This is a genomic window from Neobacillus sp. PS3-40 (genome assembly GCF_030915485.1).
Classification (GTDB): domain Bacteria; phylum Bacillota; class Bacilli; order Bacillales; family Cytobacillaceae; genus JAUZPL01.
Genome location: NZ_CP133266.1, coordinates 3,059,599 through 3,082,439 on the forward strand (window position 1 = coordinate 3,059,599; position 22,841 = coordinate 3,082,439).

20 protein-coding genes are annotated in these 22,841 nt (G+C 34.7%); 17 read left to right on the forward strand and 3 right to left on the reverse strand.

Annotated elements, in window-relative coordinates; translation table 11 throughout:
* The first annotated feature begins 244 nt into the window (after positions 1 to 244).
* From RCG20_RS14975 to phoU, 11 genes are all read left to right on the forward strand, one after another.
* Positions 245 to 1,153: a phosphate ABC transporter substrate-binding protein gene (locus tag RCG20_RS14975; protein ID WP_308180910.1), complete on the forward strand. Its 909-nt coding sequence runs from the start codon at positions 245 to 247 to the stop codon at positions 1,151 to 1,153.
* Between the two features lie 147 nt (positions 1,154 to 1,300).
* Positions 1,301 to 3,049 carry a methyl-accepting chemotaxis protein gene (locus RCG20_RS14980; RefSeq protein ID WP_308180911.1) on the forward strand — a complete coding sequence of 583 codons (1,749 nt, stop codon included), beginning with the start codon at positions 1,301 to 1,303 and terminating at the stop codon, positions 3,047 to 3,049.
* A gap of 294 nt (positions 3,050 to 3,343) precedes the next feature.
* Positions 3,344 to 3,865 carry a phosphatase PAP2 family protein gene (locus RCG20_RS14985; RefSeq protein ID WP_308184363.1) on the forward strand — a complete coding sequence of 174 codons (522 nt, stop codon included), beginning with the start codon at positions 3,344 to 3,346 and terminating at the stop codon, positions 3,863 to 3,865.
* Positions 3,866 to 3,955: 90 nt separating this feature from the next.
* The gene (locus RCG20_RS14990) at positions 3,956 to 4,843 is read left to right on the forward strand and encodes an EAL domain-containing protein (RefSeq protein WP_308180912.1); all 888 of its coding nucleotides are present in this window, start codon (positions 3,956 to 3,958) and stop codon (positions 4,841 to 4,843) included.
* A gap of 45 nt (positions 4,844 to 4,888) precedes the next feature.
* On the forward strand, positions 4,889 to 5,596 hold the full coding sequence (locus RCG20_RS14995) for a response regulator transcription factor (RefSeq protein ID WP_308180913.1): 708 nt from the start codon (positions 4,889 to 4,891) through the stop codon (positions 5,594 to 5,596).
* Between the two features lie 305 nt (positions 5,597 to 5,901).
* The gene (locus tag RCG20_RS15000; RefSeq protein WP_308180915.1) at positions 5,902 to 6,810 is read left to right on the forward strand and encodes a phosphate ABC transporter substrate-binding protein; all 909 of its coding nucleotides are present in this window, start codon (positions 5,902 to 5,904) and stop codon (positions 6,808 to 6,810) included.
* Positions 6,811 to 6,896: 86 nt separating this feature from the next.
* Positions 6,897 to 7,817 (forward strand): phosphate ABC transporter permease subunit PstC, encoded by a 921-nt coding sequence (gene pstC / locus RCG20_RS15005; protein WP_308180916.1) that lies wholly within the window; start codon positions 6,897 to 6,899, stop codon positions 7,815 to 7,817.
* Entirely contained in the window at positions 7,817 to 8,704 is an 888-nt protein-coding gene (gene pstA, locus RCG20_RS15010) for a phosphate ABC transporter permease PstA (protein WP_308180917.1), read from the forward strand. Before pstC ends, pstA begins: the two co-directional genes overlap by 1 nt.
* An 18-nt stretch (positions 8,705 to 8,722) precedes the next feature.
* Positions 8,723 to 9,526: a phosphate ABC transporter ATP-binding protein PstB gene (gene pstB / locus RCG20_RS15015; protein ID WP_308180918.1), complete on the forward strand. Its 804-nt coding sequence runs from the start codon at positions 8,723 to 8,725 to the stop codon at positions 9,524 to 9,526.
* 14 nt (positions 9,527 to 9,540) lie between these two features.
* A complete protein-coding gene (gene pstB / locus RCG20_RS15020) occupies positions 9,541 to 10,314 on the forward strand; it encodes a phosphate ABC transporter ATP-binding protein PstB (RefSeq protein WP_308180919.1) in 774 nt (257 codons plus the stop codon).
* A 17-nt stretch (positions 10,315 to 10,331) separates the two neighbouring features.
* On the forward strand, positions 10,332 to 10,991 hold the full coding sequence (gene phoU / locus RCG20_RS15025; protein WP_308180920.1) for a phosphate signaling complex protein PhoU: 660 nt from the start codon (positions 10,332 to 10,334) through the stop codon (positions 10,989 to 10,991).
* 110 nt (positions 10,992 to 11,101) lie between these two features.
* Here phoU and RCG20_RS15030 read toward each other — a convergent pair whose 3' ends face one another.
* Positions 11,102 to 14,221 carry an efflux RND transporter permease subunit gene (locus RCG20_RS15030; protein WP_308180921.1) on the reverse strand — a complete coding sequence of 1,040 codons (3,120 nt, stop codon included), beginning with the start codon at positions 14,219 to 14,221 and terminating at the stop codon, positions 11,102 to 11,104.
* 474 nt (positions 14,222 to 14,695) lie between these two features.
* On the opposite strand from RCG20_RS15030, the gene RCG20_RS15035 reads away from it, so the two are divergent.
* Both RCG20_RS15035 and yhbH read left to right on the forward strand, forming a co-directional pair.
* Positions 14,696 to 15,694, forward strand: coding sequence for a polysaccharide deacetylase family protein (locus RCG20_RS15035; protein ID WP_308180922.1), 999 nt, complete (start codon positions 14,696 to 14,698; stop codon positions 15,692 to 15,694).
* A 359-nt stretch (positions 15,695 to 16,053) separates the two neighbouring features.
* Complete coding sequence (yhbH, locus tag RCG20_RS15040; protein ID WP_308180923.1) at positions 16,054 to 17,223, forward strand: sporulation protein YhbH; 1,170 nt, start codon at positions 16,054 to 16,056, stop codon at positions 17,221 to 17,223.
* Between the two features lie 20 nt (positions 17,224 to 17,243).
* Here the strand turns inward: yhbH and RCG20_RS15045 are convergent, their stop codons facing one another.
* Together RCG20_RS15045 and RCG20_RS15050 are read right to left on the reverse strand one after the other, a co-directional pair.
* Positions 17,244 to 18,797 (reverse strand): recombinase family protein, encoded by a 1,554-nt coding sequence (locus tag RCG20_RS15045; protein WP_308180925.1) that lies wholly within the window; start codon positions 18,795 to 18,797, stop codon positions 17,244 to 17,246.
* A 41-nt stretch (positions 18,798 to 18,838) separates the two neighbouring features.
* Positions 18,839 to 19,423 carry a helix-turn-helix domain-containing protein gene (locus RCG20_RS15050; RefSeq protein WP_308180926.1) on the reverse strand — a complete coding sequence of 195 codons (585 nt, stop codon included), beginning with the start codon at positions 19,421 to 19,423 and terminating at the stop codon, positions 18,839 to 18,841.
* A gap of 176 nt (positions 19,424 to 19,599) precedes the next feature.
* Here RCG20_RS15050 and RCG20_RS15055 point away from each other — a divergent pair, with 176 nt between their 5' ends.
* The 4 genes from RCG20_RS15055 to RCG20_RS15070 all read left to right on the forward strand — a co-directional run bounded on the left by RCG20_RS15055 (position 19,600) and on the right by RCG20_RS15070 (position 22,786).
* Positions 19,600 to 19,833, forward strand: a complete 234-nt coding sequence (locus RCG20_RS15055) for a helix-turn-helix domain-containing protein (RefSeq protein WP_308180927.1) — start codon at positions 19,600 to 19,602, stop codon at positions 19,831 to 19,833.
* Positions 19,834 to 19,851: 18 nt separating this feature from the next.
* Positions 19,852 to 20,085, forward strand: coding sequence for a hypothetical protein (locus tag RCG20_RS15060; RefSeq protein ID WP_308180928.1), 234 nt, complete (start codon positions 19,852 to 19,854; stop codon positions 20,083 to 20,085).
* Positions 20,086 to 20,307: 222 nt separating this feature from the next.
* Positions 20,308 to 20,763 (forward strand): hypothetical protein, encoded by a 456-nt coding sequence (locus tag RCG20_RS15065; RefSeq protein ID WP_308180929.1) that lies wholly within the window; start codon positions 20,308 to 20,310, stop codon positions 20,761 to 20,763.
* A gap of 265 nt (positions 20,764 to 21,028) precedes the next feature.
* A complete protein-coding gene (locus RCG20_RS15070) occupies positions 21,029 to 22,786 on the forward strand; it encodes a DUF927 domain-containing protein (protein WP_308180930.1) in 1,758 nt (585 codons plus the stop codon).
* The last annotated feature ends 55 nt before the right edge of the window (positions 22,787 to 22,841 follow it).

Below are 22,841 nucleotides of genomic sequence, written 5' to 3' on the forward strand. Positions count from 1 at the left end.
TAAATAAATGCAAAGAAAGACTTGCTAGTCCAACCCGTGCATCCATATTTATTAACCATATTTTTAACAATGATAATAAATAATTATCGGAAAGGATTATGTAAAAGAAAAAATTAGATCTTTACAAAAACTCAATATAAATTTACTAAACCTTTACATGAAATTCAAAGTAAATTAACACTATATCGTTATTATTAAACATGTAAGGCAAACATAAACCAAAATCCTTGGGGGGAATTATGGAATGAAAAGTTTGAAGAAAATTAGCCTACTACTAATTGTAGCTGCTTTAATGGTATTCGCGGCTGCTTGCGGGGGTGGTGCTTCTAAAGATAAAACAGAAGGCACTGCTACAAAAGAAAATGCAAATAAGGAACTTTCTGGTTCGTTAGTTATATCTGGTTCAACGGCATTGCAGCCACTCGTTGCTGCTGCTGCAGAAGAATTCATGAATAAAAATCCAAAAGTAAGTATTCAAGTAAACGGTGGTGGATCTGGTACAGGTTTATCACAGGTTTCACAAGGGGCAGTTCAAATTGGTAACTCAGATGTTTTTGCTGAAGAAAAAACGATTTCTGGCCTTAATGACAACAAAGTTGCAGTAGTTGGAATGACAGCTGCAATTAACCCTAAAGTCGGACTTAAAGATATCAAAAAAGCTGATCTTATCAAAGTGTTCACTGGCCAAATTAAAAACTGGAAAGAGCTTGGTGGTTCAGATCAAAAAATTACTCTTGTAAATCGTCCTGATTCTTCAGGTACACGTGCAGTATTCAATAAACTTGCTCTAGATGGAGCTACACCTGCAGAAGGAATTACGGAAGATGCTTCAAACACAGTCAAAAAGATCATTAATGAAACTCCAGGAGCTATTGGTTACCTTGCATTCTCATACTTGACCGATAGCACAGTTACTGCACTTTCAATTGATGGTGTAGAACCAACTGCCGAGAACGTACAATCTGGTAAATTCCCAGTGTGGGCTTATGAACACATGTATACAAAAGGCAATGCTACTGACCTTGAAAAATCATTCCTTGACTATTTGATGAGTGATGAAATTCAAACAAACATGGTTACAAAGCAAGGATATATTCCTGTAACAACAATGAAAGTAGAACGTGACGTTAAAGGAAATGTAACCAATAAATAAAGTAGAAAAGTATAAAAGGGTAAATGCATAATGCGTTTACCCTTTTATGATAAATTCTGCTGTGCATAAGGACAACTATGCCTTTGTTAACGCCCTTAGATGCTCCAGTAAAAAATAGAATATTGTTTTTAACGGGGGAAAGGTGAAATGGGAAAAATGATAAAGCTACAAAATTTCCGGCGATTAATGCCAAAATCCTTTATATGGAAAGATATTAATATTGGAGCTAAGTTAGGTATAGCATTGGGATTTAGTACTGTATTATTTGCTGCAACTGTAATTTTGATTTTTATGTTATTACAACATATAAGGGCAGACCTCTACATTATTAAAGAAAAAGGAAACCAAGCAACAGAGATAGCAGAAATAGGTTCAATTATTAGAGCAAAAGATATTCGAATAGCAGATTATATTACCTTTTTAAATGAAGAAGATGTAAAACAATATCGGGTTTTACGAAATGATTTAAATAATAAGCTTGAGCATCTAGAACACCATTTAAAAAATAAAAATTACATAAGGTTAATCAATGAAATAAGACAAAACAATATAGAAATTGATAATCACTTTAATAATCAATTAATTCCAGCTGTTGTTAGATTAGACGATAAAATTTACACGCAAACAAGAAAAGATATTTCTACATTACGAGAAGAGAATGGAAAAATTGTCATTGAATTAAGTGGAAAAATTAATAATGAAAGTAGTAAAACAATTACTAAAACTGAAAAAAGTATGGACATGTTTATGATTCAAATCTTATTTTTAGCACTATTTTTTACGTTTCTAAGTGGAGCAATTGTTTTTCTCCTATCTATGTCATTGAGAAAGAACCTTTTCAATATTGTTAGAACGGCCAAAGAAGTTTCGACAGGTGATTTAAATGTAGAACCATTAATCACAAACCGGAAAGATGAAATAGGTGAGATTAATGTTGCAGTAAATGGGATGACAGAAAGCTTAAGAAAAATGGTAAGAGGGATTAAGGGAGTATCGAAAAACATCAATATAAATACGGAGAAACTAAGAAATTATTCATATAATGTGAAACAAAAAAGTGAAGGTATATTTGGAACAATGGAAACACTATCCACTGGTGCAGAAGAACAAGCTGCATCATCCATGCAATTGTTTACACATTATGATTCATTAAATAATGAAATTGAACATTTAACTATGAAAGGTATGGTCCTTAAGCAATCTGCCACAAATGTAATGAAAACAACAGAAAATGGCCAAACATTATTGTTTGATACAATCAGCAAAATTTCAAACGTATATCAAATTATTGGAAAAACAGTAAATGAAATTGGAACAATGGAGAATAAAATGGGGGAAATTAATCGACTAGCCGACGTAATTAAAGCCATTGCAGCACAAACACATTTATTAGCATTAAATGCCTCTATTGAAGCTGCAAGAGCTGGCGAACATGGAAATGGATTTGCAGTAGTAGCAAAAGAGGTTAAAAAACTTGCAGGGGAAGTAGAATTTTCCTTAATAGATATTAATGGAATTGTAATTTCAATTCAGAGAATGTTTCAAGCATTGACGGGTTCACTCCAACAAGGGTTTGAAGAACTTAAATTAGGTACATATAAGTTGGAACATACTGAGGAGGGTTTTTATTCAATAAAGGGGGAAATGGAGAAAATGGTAGAGAATGTGGCCAATATTTCCCAAGGATTAGAAGCTATTTCTCAGAATAGTTTAGAGGTAAAGAGTTCATTTGAACTAATTGCAAGTACTTCAAATCAATTTAAATCAGGCACCATACATTCTTCTAATTTCATTAAAGATCAAGATAAAGAATTGGAAAATATTCATATTAAAACCAATGAAATATCTGAGCAGGCCAATATCCTTTTAAATTTAGTGGAGAATTTTAGAATTTGAAAGCTGGAAGGATGATATTTTAGGAAGTTCCTATAGCTTCAAATTCTAAAATCAATTAAGAAATACATCCTATTTTTTTATAGTATTTATAAAGATAACACGACGAACGTAATAATAAGAAAAAAATTTACAGAAAAATAATCTGGGTTTACGTTATCTTAACCATTTTTTAAAACAGTCTTAACATTTATTTGTTTAAATGGAAATATAAAATGGATCTGTAAATAGTAATGTAACACATTGTCAGTTTATTTGATCATTATACATTTTATAGGAGTGTGGACCATGACTAGGATGTTAAATTTATTTTATGGTTTTGACTGCCAATTATTGCTGAAGGTAAATCGCCATTTTGATAAAAAGCTTTTAAATCTTTTTTTTAGATTTTTCACATACCTAGGCGGAGGAGAATTTACGATAGCCGCAACATTTATCCTCTTACTCTTATCGCCAAAAGATACTAAATTAACTGCTATTTCAAGTGCTCTTGCCTTATCAGCTAGCCATATACCTGTTTATTTTTTAAAACAGATCTTTCCACGAGAAAGACCATATTTAATAGTAGAAAAGACAAAATTTCCTGCTGAACCATTAAAAGATCATTCTTTTCCTTCGGGACATACAACAGCATTTTTTTCAGTTGTAATTCCTTATGGTATTTACATTCCACAACTTTCTTATATTATAATCCCTCTTGGAATTTGTGTAGGGATATCAAGAATTTACTTGGGTCTTCATTATCCTTCCGATGTAATTGCTGGAGGATTACTTGGCACATTTACTGGACTTCTATGTTTTTATTTATTATGTACTTGATGATGAGAAAGAGTGGATTTATTAAAATGATTTTATAGTATCTAATTAATTAAAACCTTGAAAATTTTTATTGAAATAAAAGGTGGACCTATGAAAAACAGCTCAATGATGAACTATTTAAATTTTATTCGTTATATTAACGCTAACAAAGATAGGCTCATAAATGAATTTAAAAAGAGTAAAGAACTTCATTTACTTTTGAACGCTGAAAAAATAAAAACCTTCTTTCAACCAATCCTTTCTCTAGAGGAAGGTTGCACATATGGATTTGAAATACTAAATCGGCCCCAGAGTACAGAACTATTCCCAACAACTGAAAAATTTTATGATTTTATTGGAGGGAGTAGCGATGTTTTTAGTATCGAACAGTTTTTTCGAAATCTTTCTCTTGAAAGATACTCAGAACAAGTAAATAAAACTCGTGGGCATAGAAATAAGCTGGTGTTTCTAAATATTCAGCCACAGGTGCTGGCTGACCCTGCATATAAAAGCGGTAAAACATTAGAAATACTTGGAAAATATAATCTTTCTCCAGACCAAATAGTTTTAGAACTTACAGAAAAAGAGGCAGTAACTGATTATAAGCAGTTTGAAAAAATAATTAGCCATTATCGGAAACAAGGTTTTAGAATTGCGGTGGATGATGCTGGGACGGGATACAACAGTTTAAAAACACTTCTTTATTTAAAACCTGAATTTATTAAAATTGATAAATCCCTGATCCGAAATATTACTGCGAATCCAACTCAACAGTATTTAGTGGAACTTCTATTAGATTTTGCTGTCCAATCGGAAACCAAAGTAATTGCAGAAGGAATTGAAACATTGGCGGAGCTTATGTTTTTACAAGATCTTGGAGTGCACTTTGGGCAAGGTTATGCACTAGGAAAACCATTGCAGGAACTAAAGAATGGGATTCTCCCAATTTTAAAACCGGTTAGCACGAGAAATTTAAATAGAGTAGTAAATGGGAAATAACCAATGCTTTAGAAAGACTCTTGGGAGAATAATTGTGGAGGATATATGAGAAATAAAGTACTTGTGGTAGACGATGAGCAATCTATTGTAACTTTGCTTCAATATAATTTTAAGCAAGCGGGGTTTGAAGTAGTGACAGCACTAAATGGAGAAGTAGGAAGAGATTTAGCTATAACTAAATCTTTTGATATTATTGTTTTGGATTTAATGCTTCCTAAATTAGATGGGATGGAAGTCTGTAAGCAATTAAGACAAAGGAATATCATGACTCCTATTTTAATGTTAACTGCAAAGGATGATGAATTTGATAAAGTCTTGGGCCTTGAACTTGGTGCGGATGATTATATGGTTAAACCATTTAGTCCTAGAGAGGTCATTGCTCGTGTAAAAGCAATATTAAGAAGAACTCAACCTCAAATTAATGAAGAGGAGAAAAATACCATCGATATTAAAATCGGGGAATTAAAAATAGAACTAGAGCAATATAAGGCATATTTTCAAGATAAACAACTTGAACTGACACTTACGGAGTTCGAATTACTTTTATTTCTTGCTAAAAATAAGGACCGAATGTTAACTCGGGATCAATTACTCAACGCAGTCTGGAATTTTGAATTTGCTGGGGATTCAAGAATTGTGGATGTTTTTATTTCGCATCTTAGAGAAAAAATCGAAATTGATTCGAAAAAGCCCCGATATATTAAAACCATACGGGGATTAGGGTATAAGCTTGAGGAACCTTCAAATGAATGAGTAAATTAGGTACACCTACCTGCTAGAGTTGGGAATATTGCATTCTTACTTCATTTATATAAATGCACAGTGAGACTTGCTAGTCCAACGTGTGCATCCGTATATATTAACAATGTTTTATAACAATACTAATAAATAATTGTCGGGGAAGGCATTATATAAAAGAAAGGAAAAATAATTCCTTTACAAAAACTCAACATAACTTTACAAAATCTTTACATGAAATTCAAAGTAAATTAACACTACATCGCTATTATTAAGCATGTAAGGCAAACATACCAAAATCCTTAGGGGGAATTATGGAAATGAAAAATTTGAAAAAAATTAGCCTACTTATGATTGTAGCTGCTTTAATGGTATTCGCGGCTGCTTGCGGGGGTGGTGCTTCTAAAGATAAAACGGAAGGCACTGCTACAAAAGATAATGCAAATAAGGAACTTTCCGGTTCGTTAGTTATATCTGGTTCAACGGCATTGCAACCACTTGTTGCTGCTGCTGCAGAAGAATTCATGAATAAAAATCCAAAAGTAAGTATTCAAGTAAACGGTGGTGGATCTGGTACAGGTTTATCACAGGTTTCACAAGGGGCAGTTCAAATTGGTAACTCAGATGTTTTTGCTGAAGAAAAAACGATTTCTGGCCTAAATGACAACAAAGTTGCAGTAGTTGGAATGACAGCTGCAATTAACCCTAAAGTCGGTCTTAAAGATATCAAAAAAGCTGATCTTATCAAAGTGTTCACTGGCCAAATTAAAAATTGGAAAGAGCTTGGTGGTTCAGATCAAAAAATTACTCTTGTAAATCGTCCTGATTCTTCAGGTACACGTGCAGTATTCAATAAACTTGCTCTAGGTGGAGCAACACCTGCAGAAGGAATTACAGAAGATGCTTCAAATACAGTCAAAAAGATTATTAATGAAACTCCTGGTGCAATTGGTTACCTTGCATTTTCATACTTGACCGATAGCACAGTAACTGCACTTTCAATTGATGGTGTAGAACCAACTGCCGAGAACGTACAATCTGGTAAATTCCCAGTGTGGGCTTATGAGCATATGTACACAAAAGGCGATGCTACTGATCTTGAAAAATCATTCCTTGACTATATGATGAGCGACGAAGTGCAAACAAACATGGTAACAAAGCAAGGATATATTCCTGTAACAACAATGAAAGTAGAACGTGACGTTAAAGGAAATATAACCAATAAATAAATAAAAAAGTAGTAAAGAATATAAGGGTAAATGCGTAAATGCGTTTACCCTTATTATGACGTAAATCCAGGGGTGTTTTATTTTTTATGGAAAAATTAGCTCCAGCAAAAGATAGATTATTAAAATCAGAAAAAAAACGGATGGATGGGGAAGTAAGAGGGAAAATCATTGTTTTCTTTTGTGCCATTATTATGATATCAGCAACAATTTCTATTACGATTTTCCTTGGCACGAAAGGGTTGCAATCATTTATAAAAGATGGTGTAAGTCTTATTGAATTCTTAACTAGTAAGCTTTGGAATCCTACTGATCAAGCAAAACCACTATACGGGGCATTACCGTTTATTTTTGGCTCATTTATCGTAACGTTTCTTGCTGCTTTAATAGCTGCACCTCTTGGTATTGGTGGAGCCATTTTTATGACTGAAATTGCTCCATCATGGGGCAGAAAAATATTACAACCAGTTATAGAACTCTTAGTAGGAATTCCGTCCGTTGTTTATGGATTCATTGGGCTTACAGTATTGGTGCCTTTTGTTCGCACACATTTTGGTGGACTTGGATTTAGTTTACTTTCAGGGATGATTGTGCTCTCCATTATGATATTGCCAACGATCACGACCATTGCTACAGATGCTATGAGTTCTTTACCGAAAACACTTCGCGAAGGATCTTTTGCACTGGGTGCCACTCGTTTTCAAACGATTAGAAAGGTACTCATTCCAGCAGCAATGCCTTCTCTTTTGACTGCGATTGTTTTAGGTATGGCGAGAGCATTTGGAGAAGCGTTAGCTGTTCAAATGGTCATTGGTAATGTGAAAACGATGCCGCATAGTATTTTGGATGCATCGGCTACATTAACGACAATTATTACGATGAATATGGGCTATACGACATTCGGAAGTCCTGAAAATAATATTTTATGGTCAATGGGTTTATTGCTATTAATCATGTCATTCGCCTTTATTCTATTGATTCGGTACCTTTCAGCTAGGAGGAAAATTTAATGAATTCAAGAGTAGCTGATCGTATAGCAACAGGTGTATTTATTGCGATTGCTGTTATTATTCTGGCCGTTTTGGTTGGGTTATTTTCCTTTATTTTGGTTCACGGTGTTCAGCATATTTCAATTAAATTTTTAACTACTCCTTCAAGTAATATGATGGCTGGAGGGGGAATCCGAGACCAATTATTTAATTCATTTTATGTTTTATTTATAACGATGATTATAACTGTGCCGATTGGTGTTGGTGGCGGTATTTATATGGCTGAATATGCAAAGCCAGGAAAAGTAACTAATACGATTCGCTCGTGTATTGAAGTATTAGCTTCACTTCCTTCTATTGTTATCGGGCTATTTGGTCTATTAATGTTTGTTACCTTAACAGGCTGGGGATATACCATTTTAGGTGGGGCACTTGCACTTACAGTATTTAATCTTCCCGTTATGGTAAGAGTTACGGAAGATGCGATTCTCTCGGTGCCGAAAGATTTAAAAGAAGCAAGTCTTGCTCTTGGAATTACTCACTGGCACACAATCAAAACGATATTATTGCCCAGTGCATTCCCAACCATTCTAACCGGAGCAATTCTTGCAGCAGGGAGGGTGTTCGGTGAGGCAGCTGCATTGTTGTTCACAGCAGGTCTTTCGACACCAAGATTAGATTATGCCAATTGGAATCCTTTTACACCAACATCGCCATTGAATATTTTCCGTCCAGCCGAAACCTTGGCAGTCCATATTTGGGCTGTTAACACTCAAGGTTTAATTCCAGATGTTGCCGCAGTTTCAAATGGATCTGCAGCCGTTTTAGTCATTTCTGTGTTAATTTTTAATTTATTGGCTAGATGGATTGGAAGCCTTATTCATAAAAAAGTAACGGCGACTAAATAAGGAAAAGGGGGGAAAACGATGGTTTTAACAGTAAGGAATGATTCAGTAGTAAAAATGCCTTTTCAGAAGAACATGATAGTGAATGTTAAAGATCTTGAAATTTTTTATGGTGATAAACGAGCAGTTAATGGTATCTCAATGGATATTGAAAAAAACGCTGTTACAGCCTTAATCGGGCCTTCTGGTTGTGGTAAATCAACATTTTTGCGTAGTATCAATCGAATGAATGATTTAATCCCTGGTGCAAGGGCAGTAGGCGAAATTATTTATGAAGATCTGAATATTTTATCAGATCAAATTAATGTTGTTGCACTTAGAAAGGAAATTGGGATGGTATTTCAGAAGCCTAATCCCTTTCCTAAATCTATTTATGAAAATATTACTCATGCATTGAAATTTTCTGGGATCAGAAAGAAAAGCCAGCTTGATGAAATTGTTGAGGAAAGCCTTAGAAAAGCGGCATTGTGGGAAGAAGTAAAGGACAGGCTTCACAAATCAGCATTATCTCTTTCAGGTGGGCAACAACAAAGGCTGTGCATTGCAAGGACAATTGCGATGAAACCAACTGTTATGCTTCTTGATGAACCCTCATCAGCACTTGACCCTATTTCAAATGCTAAAGTGGAAGATTTGATTGTAGAACTAAAAAAGGATTATTCGATTATAATTGTGACACATAATATGCAGCAGGCATCGCGTATCTCTGATAAAACGGCCTTCTTCTTAAGCGGAGATTTGATTGAATATGATGCAACAGAAACTATTTTTACAAATCCTTCTGTCAAGAAGACGGAAGAATATATTTCTGGAAGGTTTGGATAAAGGAGGGGAAGGTCTTGTCGATACTAACTTACACAAATCATGCATTTGATGTAAACAATTTGAATTTATGGTACGGGGATCATCTTGCCTTGAAAAACATAGACTTCCCTATTTTTAAAAAAGAAGTAACTGCCATCATAGGGCCGTCTGGCTGTGGAAAATCAACCTTTATTAAAACATTAAATTTAATGATTAATATGGTGCCACATGTAAAAATGACAGGTGAAATCAATTACGATGGTAAAAACATTTTAAATGAGAAAACCGATCTCGTGGAACTCCGCAAAAACGTCGGTATGGTGTTTCAAAAGGGAAATCCTTTTCCACAATCAATCTTTGACAATGTTGCCTATGGTCCTCGTGTACACGGGATTACAAAAAGAGTCCATCTAGAGGAAATTGTCATAAAATCATTAATGGATGTTGCTTTATGGGATGAGGTAAAGGACCGCTTAAATGCTCCTGCGCTGGGTCTCTCTGGTGGCCAGCAGCAAAGGCTATGTATTGCAAGAGCCCTTGCGACTAAACCAAATGTGCTATTAATGGACGAACCAACATCAGCACTAGATCCCATTTCGACACTAGCAATTGAGGAATTGGTATTAGAATTAAAAGATAAATATACGATCGTGATTGTTACACACAACATGCAACAGGCTGCTAGAGTTTCTGATAAAACTGCCTTCTTTTTAATGGGGGAACTAGTAGAATTAGATGAAACCTCCAAAATTTTCTCAAATCCTACAGATAAACGAACAGAGGACTATATTTCAGGAAGATTCGGATAATAGGGGTGATTGTACTGATGAATACGAGATCAAATTTTGACAGCAATTTAAAACAACTTAAAGATATGCTTATAGAAATGGCTCGAAAATCAGAAAATGCTATTAAAGAGAGTATTGATGCCCTCAAACTTCAAGATCTTGATAAAGCAAAGCAAATCATCAATAATGATACCATTATTGATGATTTAGAACATGAAATTAACGATAAAGCCATTATTTTAATTGCAAAGGAATCACCTGTAGCAAGAGATCTTCGAAAAATTATTGTCGCTTTAAAAATTTCATCCGAAATCGAACGAATTGCCGATAATGCCGTAAATATTGCAAAGTCAACCTTGCATATTGGCAAAGAAAAACATATTAAAGAAATTATCGATATCCCTAAAATGATGGATCTTGCTTTGGAAATGTTAGGAGATTCTTTAACCGCTTTCCTAACAGAAGATGTAGAACTTGCAAGAAATTGTGCACAAAAAGACGATAAAGTGGATGAAATGTATGGGAAATTAATTAAAGAACTTATGGGGTATATTCAGCAAAATCCAGATAAAACGAATCAAATTACACAGTTAGCATTTGTTTGCAGGTATATCGAAAGACTTGGGGACCATTCCACCAACATCGCTGAGCATGTTATATACCTTGTGACCGGAAAGCGTTATGATTTAAACGCATAAAAAAATTTTTTTCTATAAGATGAAGAAATTATACAAATGAAAAGAGCACCCAATGGGTGCTCTTTTCATTTGTATTGTGAAGTCAAAAAACAATCAATCTAAAAAATATTTTAACTGATACTTGTTTCATTAGTTAGATGTTTCGTTGAAGATTTTTTATGCAACCACTCATAGAAAATGGGGATAATAATAAAACTATTTATGGTTGATGTTACCATTCCGCCAATTACAACAATACCGAGTGTTTGAGAAATAACTGTATCTGCGTTATGAGAAAACGCAAGTGGCAATAAAGTTAGAATTGTTGCTGCTGCTGTCATTAAGATTGGTCTAATCCTTGAAAGACTACCATTCAAAACAGCCTCTTTAACAGGCATTCCTTCTTTTCTATTTCGTTCAATTTTATCAATTAATACGATACCGTTTGTTACAACAATACCTGTAAGCATTAGTACACCAATTAGAGCTGCTAAGTTCCATTGCCCGCCAAAAAGAATCAATGCAATTATAACTCCACTCAGAGCTAGTGGAATGCTTAATAGAACAGCGAGTGGTGCTCTCCAACCTTTAAATATAGATGAAGTAATCATTAATACTAATAAAATTGAAAATGCAACAGCAATGGACATATCAAAGATCATTTGTTTTACTTGTTCGGAGATTCCTCCCATTGAATATGTTACACCGTTTGGCATTTTCATATTGCTTAAAGCTTTGTCCACCTGACCAGATACCTTACTTATATCATTTGAAGTGATTTGTGCTGTAACAAGAGAAAATGGTTGACCATCTCGATCACTTATAGTTGATGAAGAAGTATCTTTTGAAATTTTGGCAATTTGGTCAAATCGAACAATTGTACCATTACTTCCATTTACTGTTTCTGCCGAAAGAGAAGCTAAAACATCATCTGCAGAAGCATTTAACGAAATAGTAGAATTTGTGCCTGTTGCAATTTGGTCTAAATATTGGTCAACAGGAAGTGATTTATGATCAACTGTTATTGTTGCATTTTTAGATGTGGACATATAACGATTAACAACAGTTAGAATATCAGTAACTTTTATACCTTTTTCTTGGATAGCATTTTGGTCAAAAGTAACTTTATACTTAGGCAAACCATTTGTTAAATCCACTTTACCATCTACGCTTAAGTCTGCAATTTTTGATAAATTTGTTCTTGCTTGTTGTGCTACATTATCTAAAGTTGTTTGATTGGACCCTGCAAACAAAAGTCGTATTTGTGAATCATCACCAGAAATATTCTGGCTTGTTACCGTATAAATAACATTTTTAGATAGAGTAGGAAGTTGACTTTGTAATTGTTTGATGACAGAATCGGCATCCTTATCATTTTTCAACACGACAGAGAGGTTTGCCACATTTGGATATGTTATAAATCCTCCACCTTGGTCGAATACATCATCACTTTGCGGTGTCATAGTTGATCCAAAATTGGATGAATAGGCATCGACTTTTGGATTTGCTTTTAACGTTTGTTCGATTTTTTGGACTTCAGAATCTACTTCGATCAGAGTACTACCTTTAGGCAATTCTGCCTTGATAGCAATTTGGCCAATTTTTGCACTAGGTAATAGGTTTATTGGTAGGAAAGAAGAGTAAATTCCAGCACATATAAAGATTAATACAGAACTAATAACCATTACTTTCTTATGTTTGAACGCTGATTGTAATACTGGCTTCATTAAAGAGTCGAGCATAACCGTTTTTTTAGCTGTATTTCCACCTTTCCATCCCATAAAAGCAAGTGCAGGTATAACTAGCATTGCTACAAAGAATGAAATGATAAGCGCAATGACAACAGACCATGCAAATCCACTATATGAAGCACTGATTACTCCTCCAACAAAGGCAATTGGAATATATACAGCAATCGTTGTTAGGGTTGAACCTAATATTGCAGGTATCATTTCAGTAACTGCTGATCCAAGAATGGAAAGCATGGATTTATCTTTCGATTCTTCCCGTTTTCGATACATGTTGTCTAAAATAACAATGGAGTCATCGACAATTCGACCCATAGCAACAATTAATCCTGAAACAGTAAGAATGTTTAATGTGATTCCCATTGATTTTAAGAAAGCAGTTGTTGCTAATAATGAAATTGGTAATGAAATGGCAATTAATAATGTTGATTTTACATTTCGGAAAAAGAAGAATACACATATCATTGAGAATAGACAACCTAGTAAACCTTCTCGTACTAAACCGAAAAGTGAACTGTTTAATTCTTTTTCACGGTCAAGTAAAACATGGAACGAAACATCATTTGGATTTACTGTATCCAAATGCAGATGAGAAACACGATCTTTTACTTGGTCTGCGACATCAGTTATATTAGCTGATGGTGTTTTGATTACATTTAATTGGACACTTGGTGCTCCATTTGTTCTTGAGACAGTTTTAGCGTCATTTAAAGAATGAGAGATGGTTCCAAAAGCTGAAATAGGAATTTGCAGTCCATCTTTATTTTTAATTGTTGCATTTTCCATTTGCTGCTGATTTAATCCAAGCCCATCAAAAGTAACTGGAATAGATAGTTGATTGTTTACAATATTTCCTTGTGGCATTGATGGGATAGACATTGCAAAAGATTTATTTATATCATCCAATGTTATCTTGTTTTTTACTAGGTCTTTCATTCGAACGGTTAATACGTAACCATCTTTTGCTCCCCCAAATACTGAAACATCTGCTACACCTGGGACAGAGTTTAATTGTTTAATAATTTCCTGTGTTGCGGTTGAGCGAAGTGTTGGTTCATCCAATTTTGAACTTGTAACGCTATAAGTCAGAATTGGAAATGAACTAGTTGTTAAACGAGTCACACTTGGTGTGCTTGTAATTGTTGGTGGAAGATCGGCATTTGCTAAGGCTTTATTTACTTGATCTTCAGCTTGTTTCATATCTGTATTCATTGGGAAATACAAACTCATAAACAAACCACCATCATAAGAAGTGGTTTCGACATTGGATAGCCCATCTACCTTTTTGACGGCACTTGCCAAATTGTCTGTAACTTGCTGTTTTACCTGAGCTGCTTGATAGCCAGAAACTCTCATACTAACAGAAAGAGTAGTATTGTTTATGCCAGGTAAATAATCTCTTTGCATTTGGAAAGCAGAGATTCCACCCCAAGCTAGAATTAGGACCACGCACACGATCATAAGAATCGATCTTTGCATGGTTGCTTCAATTAATTTTTTCATTATTTTATCTCCTTTTTTAATCAGTTCAAGCATTCATAAGATATACCCAAAGGTGGGCAACTTAACTATATATAACGAACCTGTACTGAGTATGAAAAAAAGGTTAAAAAACCATTAAGATGCAAAAATAGTTTGTAAAGTGGAAAAGGCTAAATTGATTATTTTTAATTTAGGGGCTCTGCGAATGATCTATTAAAATATGTAGGAAAGCTATTAAACCGATAAAAAAATGACTGATTGGGAAAATTAACCACCAGTTTTTTTGAGCCTAGCAGAATTTATATCCATAAATTCTGCTAGCGCATAAGGGCAACTACGCTTCTGTCATCGCCCTTAGGGGCTCGCCAATCAGCGAGTTTTCTTTATTGTCCTTCGCTTATTTTAGCGAAGGTTTTTTTGATGGTCACAAACATAAACCATGATTGTTTTTAATAAATATTTAAATAACTATGTAGAGAAGAGGAGAGCCCTTTGATGAAGAAATGGTGGTTTCTAGTGATAATCATTATGATTATCTCAATAGCAAAGAGCGGACAGGCAATTACTTTGCCACGATCTATTGATAAAACTCCGAATACGTTTTTAAATTCAAATGAGTCATTAACTAACAAAAGGGTGAATTCCGCAAATTGGGAAAGTAATCAAGAAAAACTTGAGAATAATAGAAATTTTCATTTAAAATATGTGGCTGATTATTTGGGAAATAAATTAATAGAACAGGCTGAGGTACCGAAAGTTGATTTGTTGCCAGAACCAAATCCGAAAGTATTCAAACTGTTGCAGGTACAGGAACAAGTAAAAGAGAAACCCATCCAAAAGGAAAAGCCAAAGCCGAATATAATTGTTAAACCTTCTGTTTATTTAACGTTTGACGATGGTCCAAATCATGAATTAAATCAAATTCTTACTATTTTAAAAGCAAAAAAAGCAAAAGGTACCTTTTTTATGATTGAGCCACAGATGAGGCATTATCAAGATAGTGTAAAGCGGCTTGTTAATGAAGGGAATTATCCCGCGTTGCATAGTGTTACACATGATAAAAATAAACTTTATGGTGGCAGCCCTTTAAATGTTGTAAACGAAATGGAGAAGACAAGGAAAACGTTATTGGAAATTACCGGGTTTGATTCAAAATTAACGCGAGCACCATATGGAAGTAAACCGTATATGAAGGATACTTTTCGCAATGTCTTGGTTCAACATCAAATGAAAATGTGGGATTGGAATATTGATACAATGGATTGGAAATATCAGCGATCTAATCCGCATCAGATTTTGGTAAATGCAATCAATGGGTTGGAAAGGGTTAAGAATAAAAAAGGACCGATAGTCATTTTAATGCATGTCACGAAGGGAACCGCAACCGTTTTACCACAGGTCATTGATTACTTGTATTCTAAAGGCTATCAATGCCCAGCGTATGATCCAAGCAAACACGTAATCATGAACTTTTGGAATGATACTAGGCTATAAGTTTGTATGTTTAAAAGTTTGTCCAATTCTTAGGATGGTTTGCCCGATGTCATAATTACGTGTAAATTTTTCACCTTTTGTGCATATGATAGAGTAATAAATATTTCTCTAAAAGCTTATTCTTACCTTTTTGCACTCGGGATATTTTATGTTTATGGGGAGAAAAGTGTGCATCTATATTTCATTAAAAACAGAATTTATTTTTCGAAAATTCTCTAGCGAAAGTTGACTAGTCACTCGAGCTGCTACAGCCTTAATTATAAAGTCAAAGAACTACTTCACAGCAGAACTGCACGCAGCTATAAGGGATGACCAAGTCATTTGTACTTTTTTAAAAATTTAATTAGGAGGGGTTTACAATGACGGACAATAACCAACCATTTGTTGTTTCAAAAGAAGATTGGTCCCTCCATCGCAAAGGCCAAGATGACCAGCAACGTCATCAAGAAAAAGTTCAAGAGGCAATCCGCAACAATCTTCCAGACTTAATTACAGAGGAAAGTATTATTATGTCAAATGGGAAAGATGTCGTGAAAATTCCAATTCGTTCTTTGGATGAATATAAAATTCGCTATAGTTATGACAAAAATAAACATGTTGGTCAAGGTGATGGTGACAGCAAGGTTGGCGATACAGTTGCACGTGATGGTTCAGGTCAAAAGGGACCTGGGAAAGGTCAAGGTGCTGGGGATCAGGCGGGAGAAGATTACTTTGAAGCAGAGGTTTCATTAATGGAACTTGAGGAGGCCTTGTTCAAGGAATTGGAGCTCCCAAATTTAAAAAGAAAAGAGCAAGAAGAGCATTACATTGAGAATATTGAATTTAATGATATTCGCAAAACGGGGTTAATGGGCAATATTGATAAAAAACGAACAATGTTGTCTGCTTTTAAAAGAAATGCAATGAGCGGTAAACCAGGATTTCATCCGATCTACAAGGATGATTTGAGATTTAAAACGTGGAATGAGGTGCTTAAGCCTGATTCCAAAGCGGTTGTTTTAGCAATGATGGATACGAGTGGAAGCATGGGAATCTGGGAAAAATATATGGCCCGCAGTTTCTTCTTCTGGATGACACGCTTTTTACGGACAAAATATGAAACAGTTGAAATTGAGTTTATCGCCCATCATACTGAGGCGAAAGTAGTTTCAGAGGAGGATTTCTTTTCAAAAGGAGAAAGTGGCGGTACTATCTGTTCATCAGCCTATCGTAAATCTCTTGAACTTATTCATGAGAAATATGACCCTAGAAAGTTCAACATCTACCCATTCCACTTTTCTGACGGTGACAATCTAACTTCAGATAATGCTCGCTGTGTAAAATTAGTTGAGGAATTAATGAAGGTTTCTAATATATTTGGCTATGGGGAGGTCAATCAGTATAATCGTACACCCTCTACCCTATTTGGAGCACTTTGCAAAATTAAAAACGAAAAGTTTGTTTATCATATTATGAAACAGAAATCAGACATTGTTCCAGCGCTTCGCACCTTTTTTCCGAAGGAGAATAACAATAACCCAGAAATATAGAAGGCAGTTATCGCAGTCTTCTATATTTTTGGGTAAAGTTGAATAATAAATTGGTCTTTTGTTGTCCATTCCTTCTTGCGTAAATAAGTAGCCTTATCTAGTATTGATTTTAGCAGACGGTTCTTTTTTTCAATGTCATTCGTTTTATGGTAAGCTTCCAATACAGTTTTAACTTTAGGGATAAACTCATTGATATTCTTATCTTTTAATTCCTCAATTTGTATTTCTTCTTTGAGATTTTTAATTTCTTCCTCGAAAATTTTCATTCTGTCCACAACAATTTGTTGCCTTTCCATAAAAGTGTTTATGTCATAAACACCACGTTCTAACAAATCATGAAGATTGCTTTTTTGCTTTAATAATTCATCAAGCTCTTTTTGCTTTTTTTGGATTGCTTTTATTTTTAATGGTATTACTGAATTATCTCGGGTTTGTTCCAGTGTCTGAGTGAATTCATGTTGTTTTATAATTTCCTCTAATCCTTTTAATACCCGCTCCTCAACCAAAGGTGCAAGTGCTCCTTTTTGTATGCCTTTACATTGTGGTTGTGGGCAACGTATTAAAGGGTTAGGTCGGTCCTTTCTAGGTTGGAGCCACATTGTATAACCGCATACCTCGCATTTTAGGATCCCTGCTAATGGATTAGATAGGGCCTTAGTTTCAACGGTTGAAGGCCTCCATCTACCTGTATGTGCTCGATTAGCAGCATCAAATAACTCTTGAGAGACTATAGGTTCATGTGCGTTTTGTTTAATATGCCATTTGTCAGAAGGCACTTTTTTCTTAATATACTTTCCCCCACGTTTTGTATGCTTTATTTTCCCCCAAATAATATGGCCAAGATAAACTTCGTTTTTAATTATGGCTGTAATAGTTGAAGGGGACCATGTTTTCCTTTTTGTAGGATCGGGTGGTGATATTTCTAAACGGTCTAATTCTTCTGCTATTGCGTTTCGCCCAAAACCATCTTTCATCATGGTAAACATTTTTTTCACTACCCAAGCTGTTTCAGGGTTTGGATAGAGTACTAAATTCTCAGTTCTTAAATAACCATAAGGAGGTTTTTTTGAAATAGATTTACCCTCCTTTGCAGATTCTCTTCTACCACTTTGCAACCGACGTGTAATCGCTTTGAGTTCCTGTCTTGAGACTAAGGATTTAATTCCAAAAACGAGTTCCCAAGATTCATCCTCTGGATCATAATACTCTGTTGTAGTAATTAGCTTGGTACCAGAATATCGAAATGCGCGATCTAATATACCTTGGTCCAGCATATCTCCACGGCCTAGACGATCAATGTCTACCACAAGGACAGCTTCGATTTTGCCGGATTCAATCCGACGTAATAGTTTTTGTATTTCAGGGCGTTCCGAAACCGATTCACCAGAAACAACCTCTTCGTGTATTTGCAAGATATTATGATTTTCTCTTATTGCTAGTGCTAGTAACTGATTTCTATGTCTTGATAAAGTGTCGTACTCTTCTCCTCTTACTTCAGCCTTTTTCTCTTCTTCAATATCTTTCCTACTCTTCCGAAGATAAAGGTCGATATCCAAACCATTTGGACGGTACATTTTATTTATTTCACCACTTCTCTTTTATGATTTGGCATAGGTTAATCAAAACGAAACTTGGAAGGATTAAGTTTTTTAAGTGCACCGCGTAATTCTTTCCAAAGAGCTGCTTTGAATTCTATGTTATTTTCTTCCTTAGTTAAAGCCCGTTCCAGGGAATCTTGATTATTAAATGTCTCAAATTGCTGTATTTCATCAGAAACATCCGATACTAATGCTACAGCTAATAATCTTTTCCTAACTCTATTAAGATCATCTTCTTTAGTAAAATTGAGTAAAAATTCAAAATGAGAACAAATAGCACCGTCTAAATAATCATTAAAACGTTCAATATCTGAATGATTAAATTTCTCAATTAAAGAAGAATTTATAATAGCAGCATTAAATTCAGGGATTTTCTTTATTAGTGAAATTCCACGATCTTCAGTATTACCCAATAAATAGTCTGTGGAGATACCAAAGACCTTTGACAAACCTTTTATATCCTCTGAATCAGGCTCACTGTAATTCCTCTCCCAGTTCGATACAACTTGGGCTGAAACTTTAACTTTATCGGCTAATTCTTTTTGGGTAAGCTTATTTTCTTTTCGTAAATCTCGAATTCGATGACCAAATCGGAATTTCATAATAGCCCTCCTTTTTTATAACGGAATTTATTAGTTTATAAGCTCATTATAAACGATTTTGGAGAAAAAATAACGGTGTTTGGTATTTTTACAAAAAATACGTTGACACTAACGCATTTTGTTATTATATTTTAAATATAACGAAATACGTTACTGGGTAAGGAGTTGATAAATTAATGATTTATGAGAATGTTGAACGTATTAGGGAAGCTCGAGGTATTACAAAAACGTTCCTTGCAAAAAAAATAGGAATATCTTTGCAGGGGTATATGCACATTGCAACTGGACATGTTCGACTTGATGTAGAAAGACTCAAAACTTTAGCAATGATTCTTAATGTAGAGCCAGCAATTTTTTTTGATAGTAAACTAACGGAATTCGTTATAAGGGAAATTGAAAAAATTAGTTGATAACAGGAGGTGATTGAAGTGTCCGCAATTAATTTGATAAACCCGCATAAACATGTTGTAAGGGGTGAAGCGGGCATGGAAGAAACACCAAAGAAGGCATTTCAGTATGGAAATACGACTGTTATTATTCATTCTCCATTAGTCCTTATGACAGTGCAAGAGCGAAAAGAATGGTTTAAAAATGAATGGGAAAAGGGTAACCCTATTTTGAAGGAAATAGCAGCAGCGGTTGAGGCTTGTTATCGAAATTGAGGGAGGTTAGAGAAATGGTTTTAAATGAGATATTCAATAAGGTTGTCTTTGGACAATTAACCCTCTCTAGGAGATGAATTCTTAAAGCCTTATTAGACTTTCTCTTTTGGTGCTGTGCAATATTGCGAAAAAAGATTTTACTAGAGTTGAATTTAAAGAAAAAAATAGAATATGAATCTCCGATATTCTTGGGATTGCTCCATTTTTCTGGAGAACTTCAATATGAAAAAAGAAAAGAAATGGAGTGGTAAAAAGATGAAAAAGGTGTTGGATTTCACAAAAGATTTTGTGTTGAAGTTCCTAGAATTAGAAAAAAGTGGGGATGTAAAATATATGCAACATACGACGATGCATTTATATGGGATTGATGTGTGTTCAAAGTTAGAAGAATTAGGTTATGTTCTCCAGGAAGATGGTGATAAAGATATTTTTGTTAAAGAAAATAAACCAACATTCTTAGGTTTAACTGAAGAACAGTTCTACCAGTTCCTACTGGTACATAACATGCACATTAGATGTTGGGGCGAAGATAGCTTGATTGAGCAGCATTCAATTATTAATATTGAAAAAGTTTATTGGGTTGAAGAAGAACGCTGTTTTCATGTTCATTACAAAGAAACAGAACAACATCGTAAAGTTTGGTATCCCTATGATACAAATAAAGGGACATGGTGGTAAAGGTTAGTTTAAGAGGAGAACTAACTGAATAAAACAGTGAGAAGACAGAAATAGAGGAATATGAGACTTTATGTTATTAGCTTCTACATGGTTTCATGAGAAATTTATAAAGAGATAAAAAAATAAGCCTGCAAAAAGGCGCAGGACAAAATTAACCTACTAATAGTATACCATAAATGACCGTTGTGTACCACTTTTAGTGGTATACAATTGCACATTTGTTGTTCACTTTTTTGCAGGCTTTCCATTAGAGAGGGGAATGAAAATGGAAAGCCAAGTATTTAATGAAGAAATGGAAAAAAATATAGATTTGCTTTTAAAACTTGTAAATGTCAAAGCTGAAAAGAATGAGACTATTGATCGAGCTATTGAAGAATCGAGCTCAGTTTTGGAAGATTCCCAAACATCAGAAATGATACCAAAACCTTTCCTAAGAAAAGGACATGCTCTCTATAAGCAAGTTTTTAAGAATGACGGTGTTCAGCATCAACAGGTAACACGGACAACACCTTGGATTATTAAAGAATTATCGAACTTAGAACGAAACAGCATTTATTTCGAAATAGCTTGGAGGGATCGTACTGTGGAGAAGCGAGAATTTGTTCCGGCAAGCACTTTAAGCACTAAAAGTGAACTGATTAAATTATCGGATAATGGGTTTCCAGTAAACGACTTAAATTCTAGAGATTTAATCCACTATTTTGATCAGTATTTAACAACCAATAAATTAGAGCAAGTGTACATGGTGGAACGTTTGGGCCAGATAAAAGATGTATTCATACATCCTCTTAAAACGAACGGGATAATAGTGGTGCCAAATGATTTCGGAGATAAGCAACTTTTAGAAGGATTTGAGGTAAAGGGAACAGTTGACTCATGGATCCAAAACGTCTTTAACGAAATTAAGCAGCACCCAAAAACCTTGTTGGTAGTATTAGGAGCTTTTACATCAGTCGTTTTGAATGATTTGAAGTTACCTCCGTTTATTATTGATATATTTGGTCCGACCTCTGAGGGGAAAACAACTGCTATGCAAGTTAGTAGAAGTGTTTGGGGAAATGAAAATCTTTTAAACGAATGGAATTTAACGCACGTAGCCGTTGAGAGAAAAGCGGGGTTTTTAAATAGTTTTCCGCTATATTTAGATGATACTAGAAAAGCAGCAGATGAGGGAGATCTCAAAACGATTGTTTATCAATTTAGTGGTGGAAGAGCAAAGGGAAGAGGAAGTCTAAAAGGGTCACAACTCGAGACTACTTGGAGAAATATTCTCATAAGCTCTGGTGAAGTACCTTTAACAGAATATGCAAAGCGAGCAGGAGGAGTGGCAGCACGTATTATACCTCTTTTTGACAGCCCATTTGAAGGGGTAGATCATGAATATTTTACCAAACTATACAAATCGCTTAATGAAAATTATGGAGCTATTGGTCTTGAATTTTTAAATAAATGGCTTGAGGAAAAGGATAGATATATAAATGACTTCTTTGGTTACAAAAAATTTTACTCAGAACGTTCTAAAGGGAACGTTGTTCTTACCAGGCTTAGCCTGTATTATGCTGCCATTCATTTTGTTGGATATGTGCTAAATCGATTATTAGGATTAGAAATTGACCTTAATATTTTGATCTTACTGTTTGATGAAATCAAGAAAGAAAATAAGGCAATAGATCAGCCAAAGCAAATACTTGAAGAGATAATAGAGGAATTAGATAGTTCAAAGAAATACATCTTTTATGGTTCTGAACCTGATTTAATAAAAGCCGTCTTTCATGCAGGTACATTGGGATTAACCCCTTCTTACCTGAAGCAAACACTCGGTCCTGAAGAGAAGATGATCCGTCGAGAATGGATGAAAAAAGGCTACACGATTAAACAAAATAACAAAGGTCAAACAGTTGATTATGTCACCATTAAGCCTGGTGACAAATCAATTCGGGTTATCATGATTAATCCTAAAGTGATTGAGGAATTGGGGTTTAACTTCTCAAGAGAAGGCTTTAAGGTTACGCAGAGTTACTAATTTAGAACAGATTTTGTAACCTCAGAATCCTTTAAAATCAATGTTTGTTGAACTT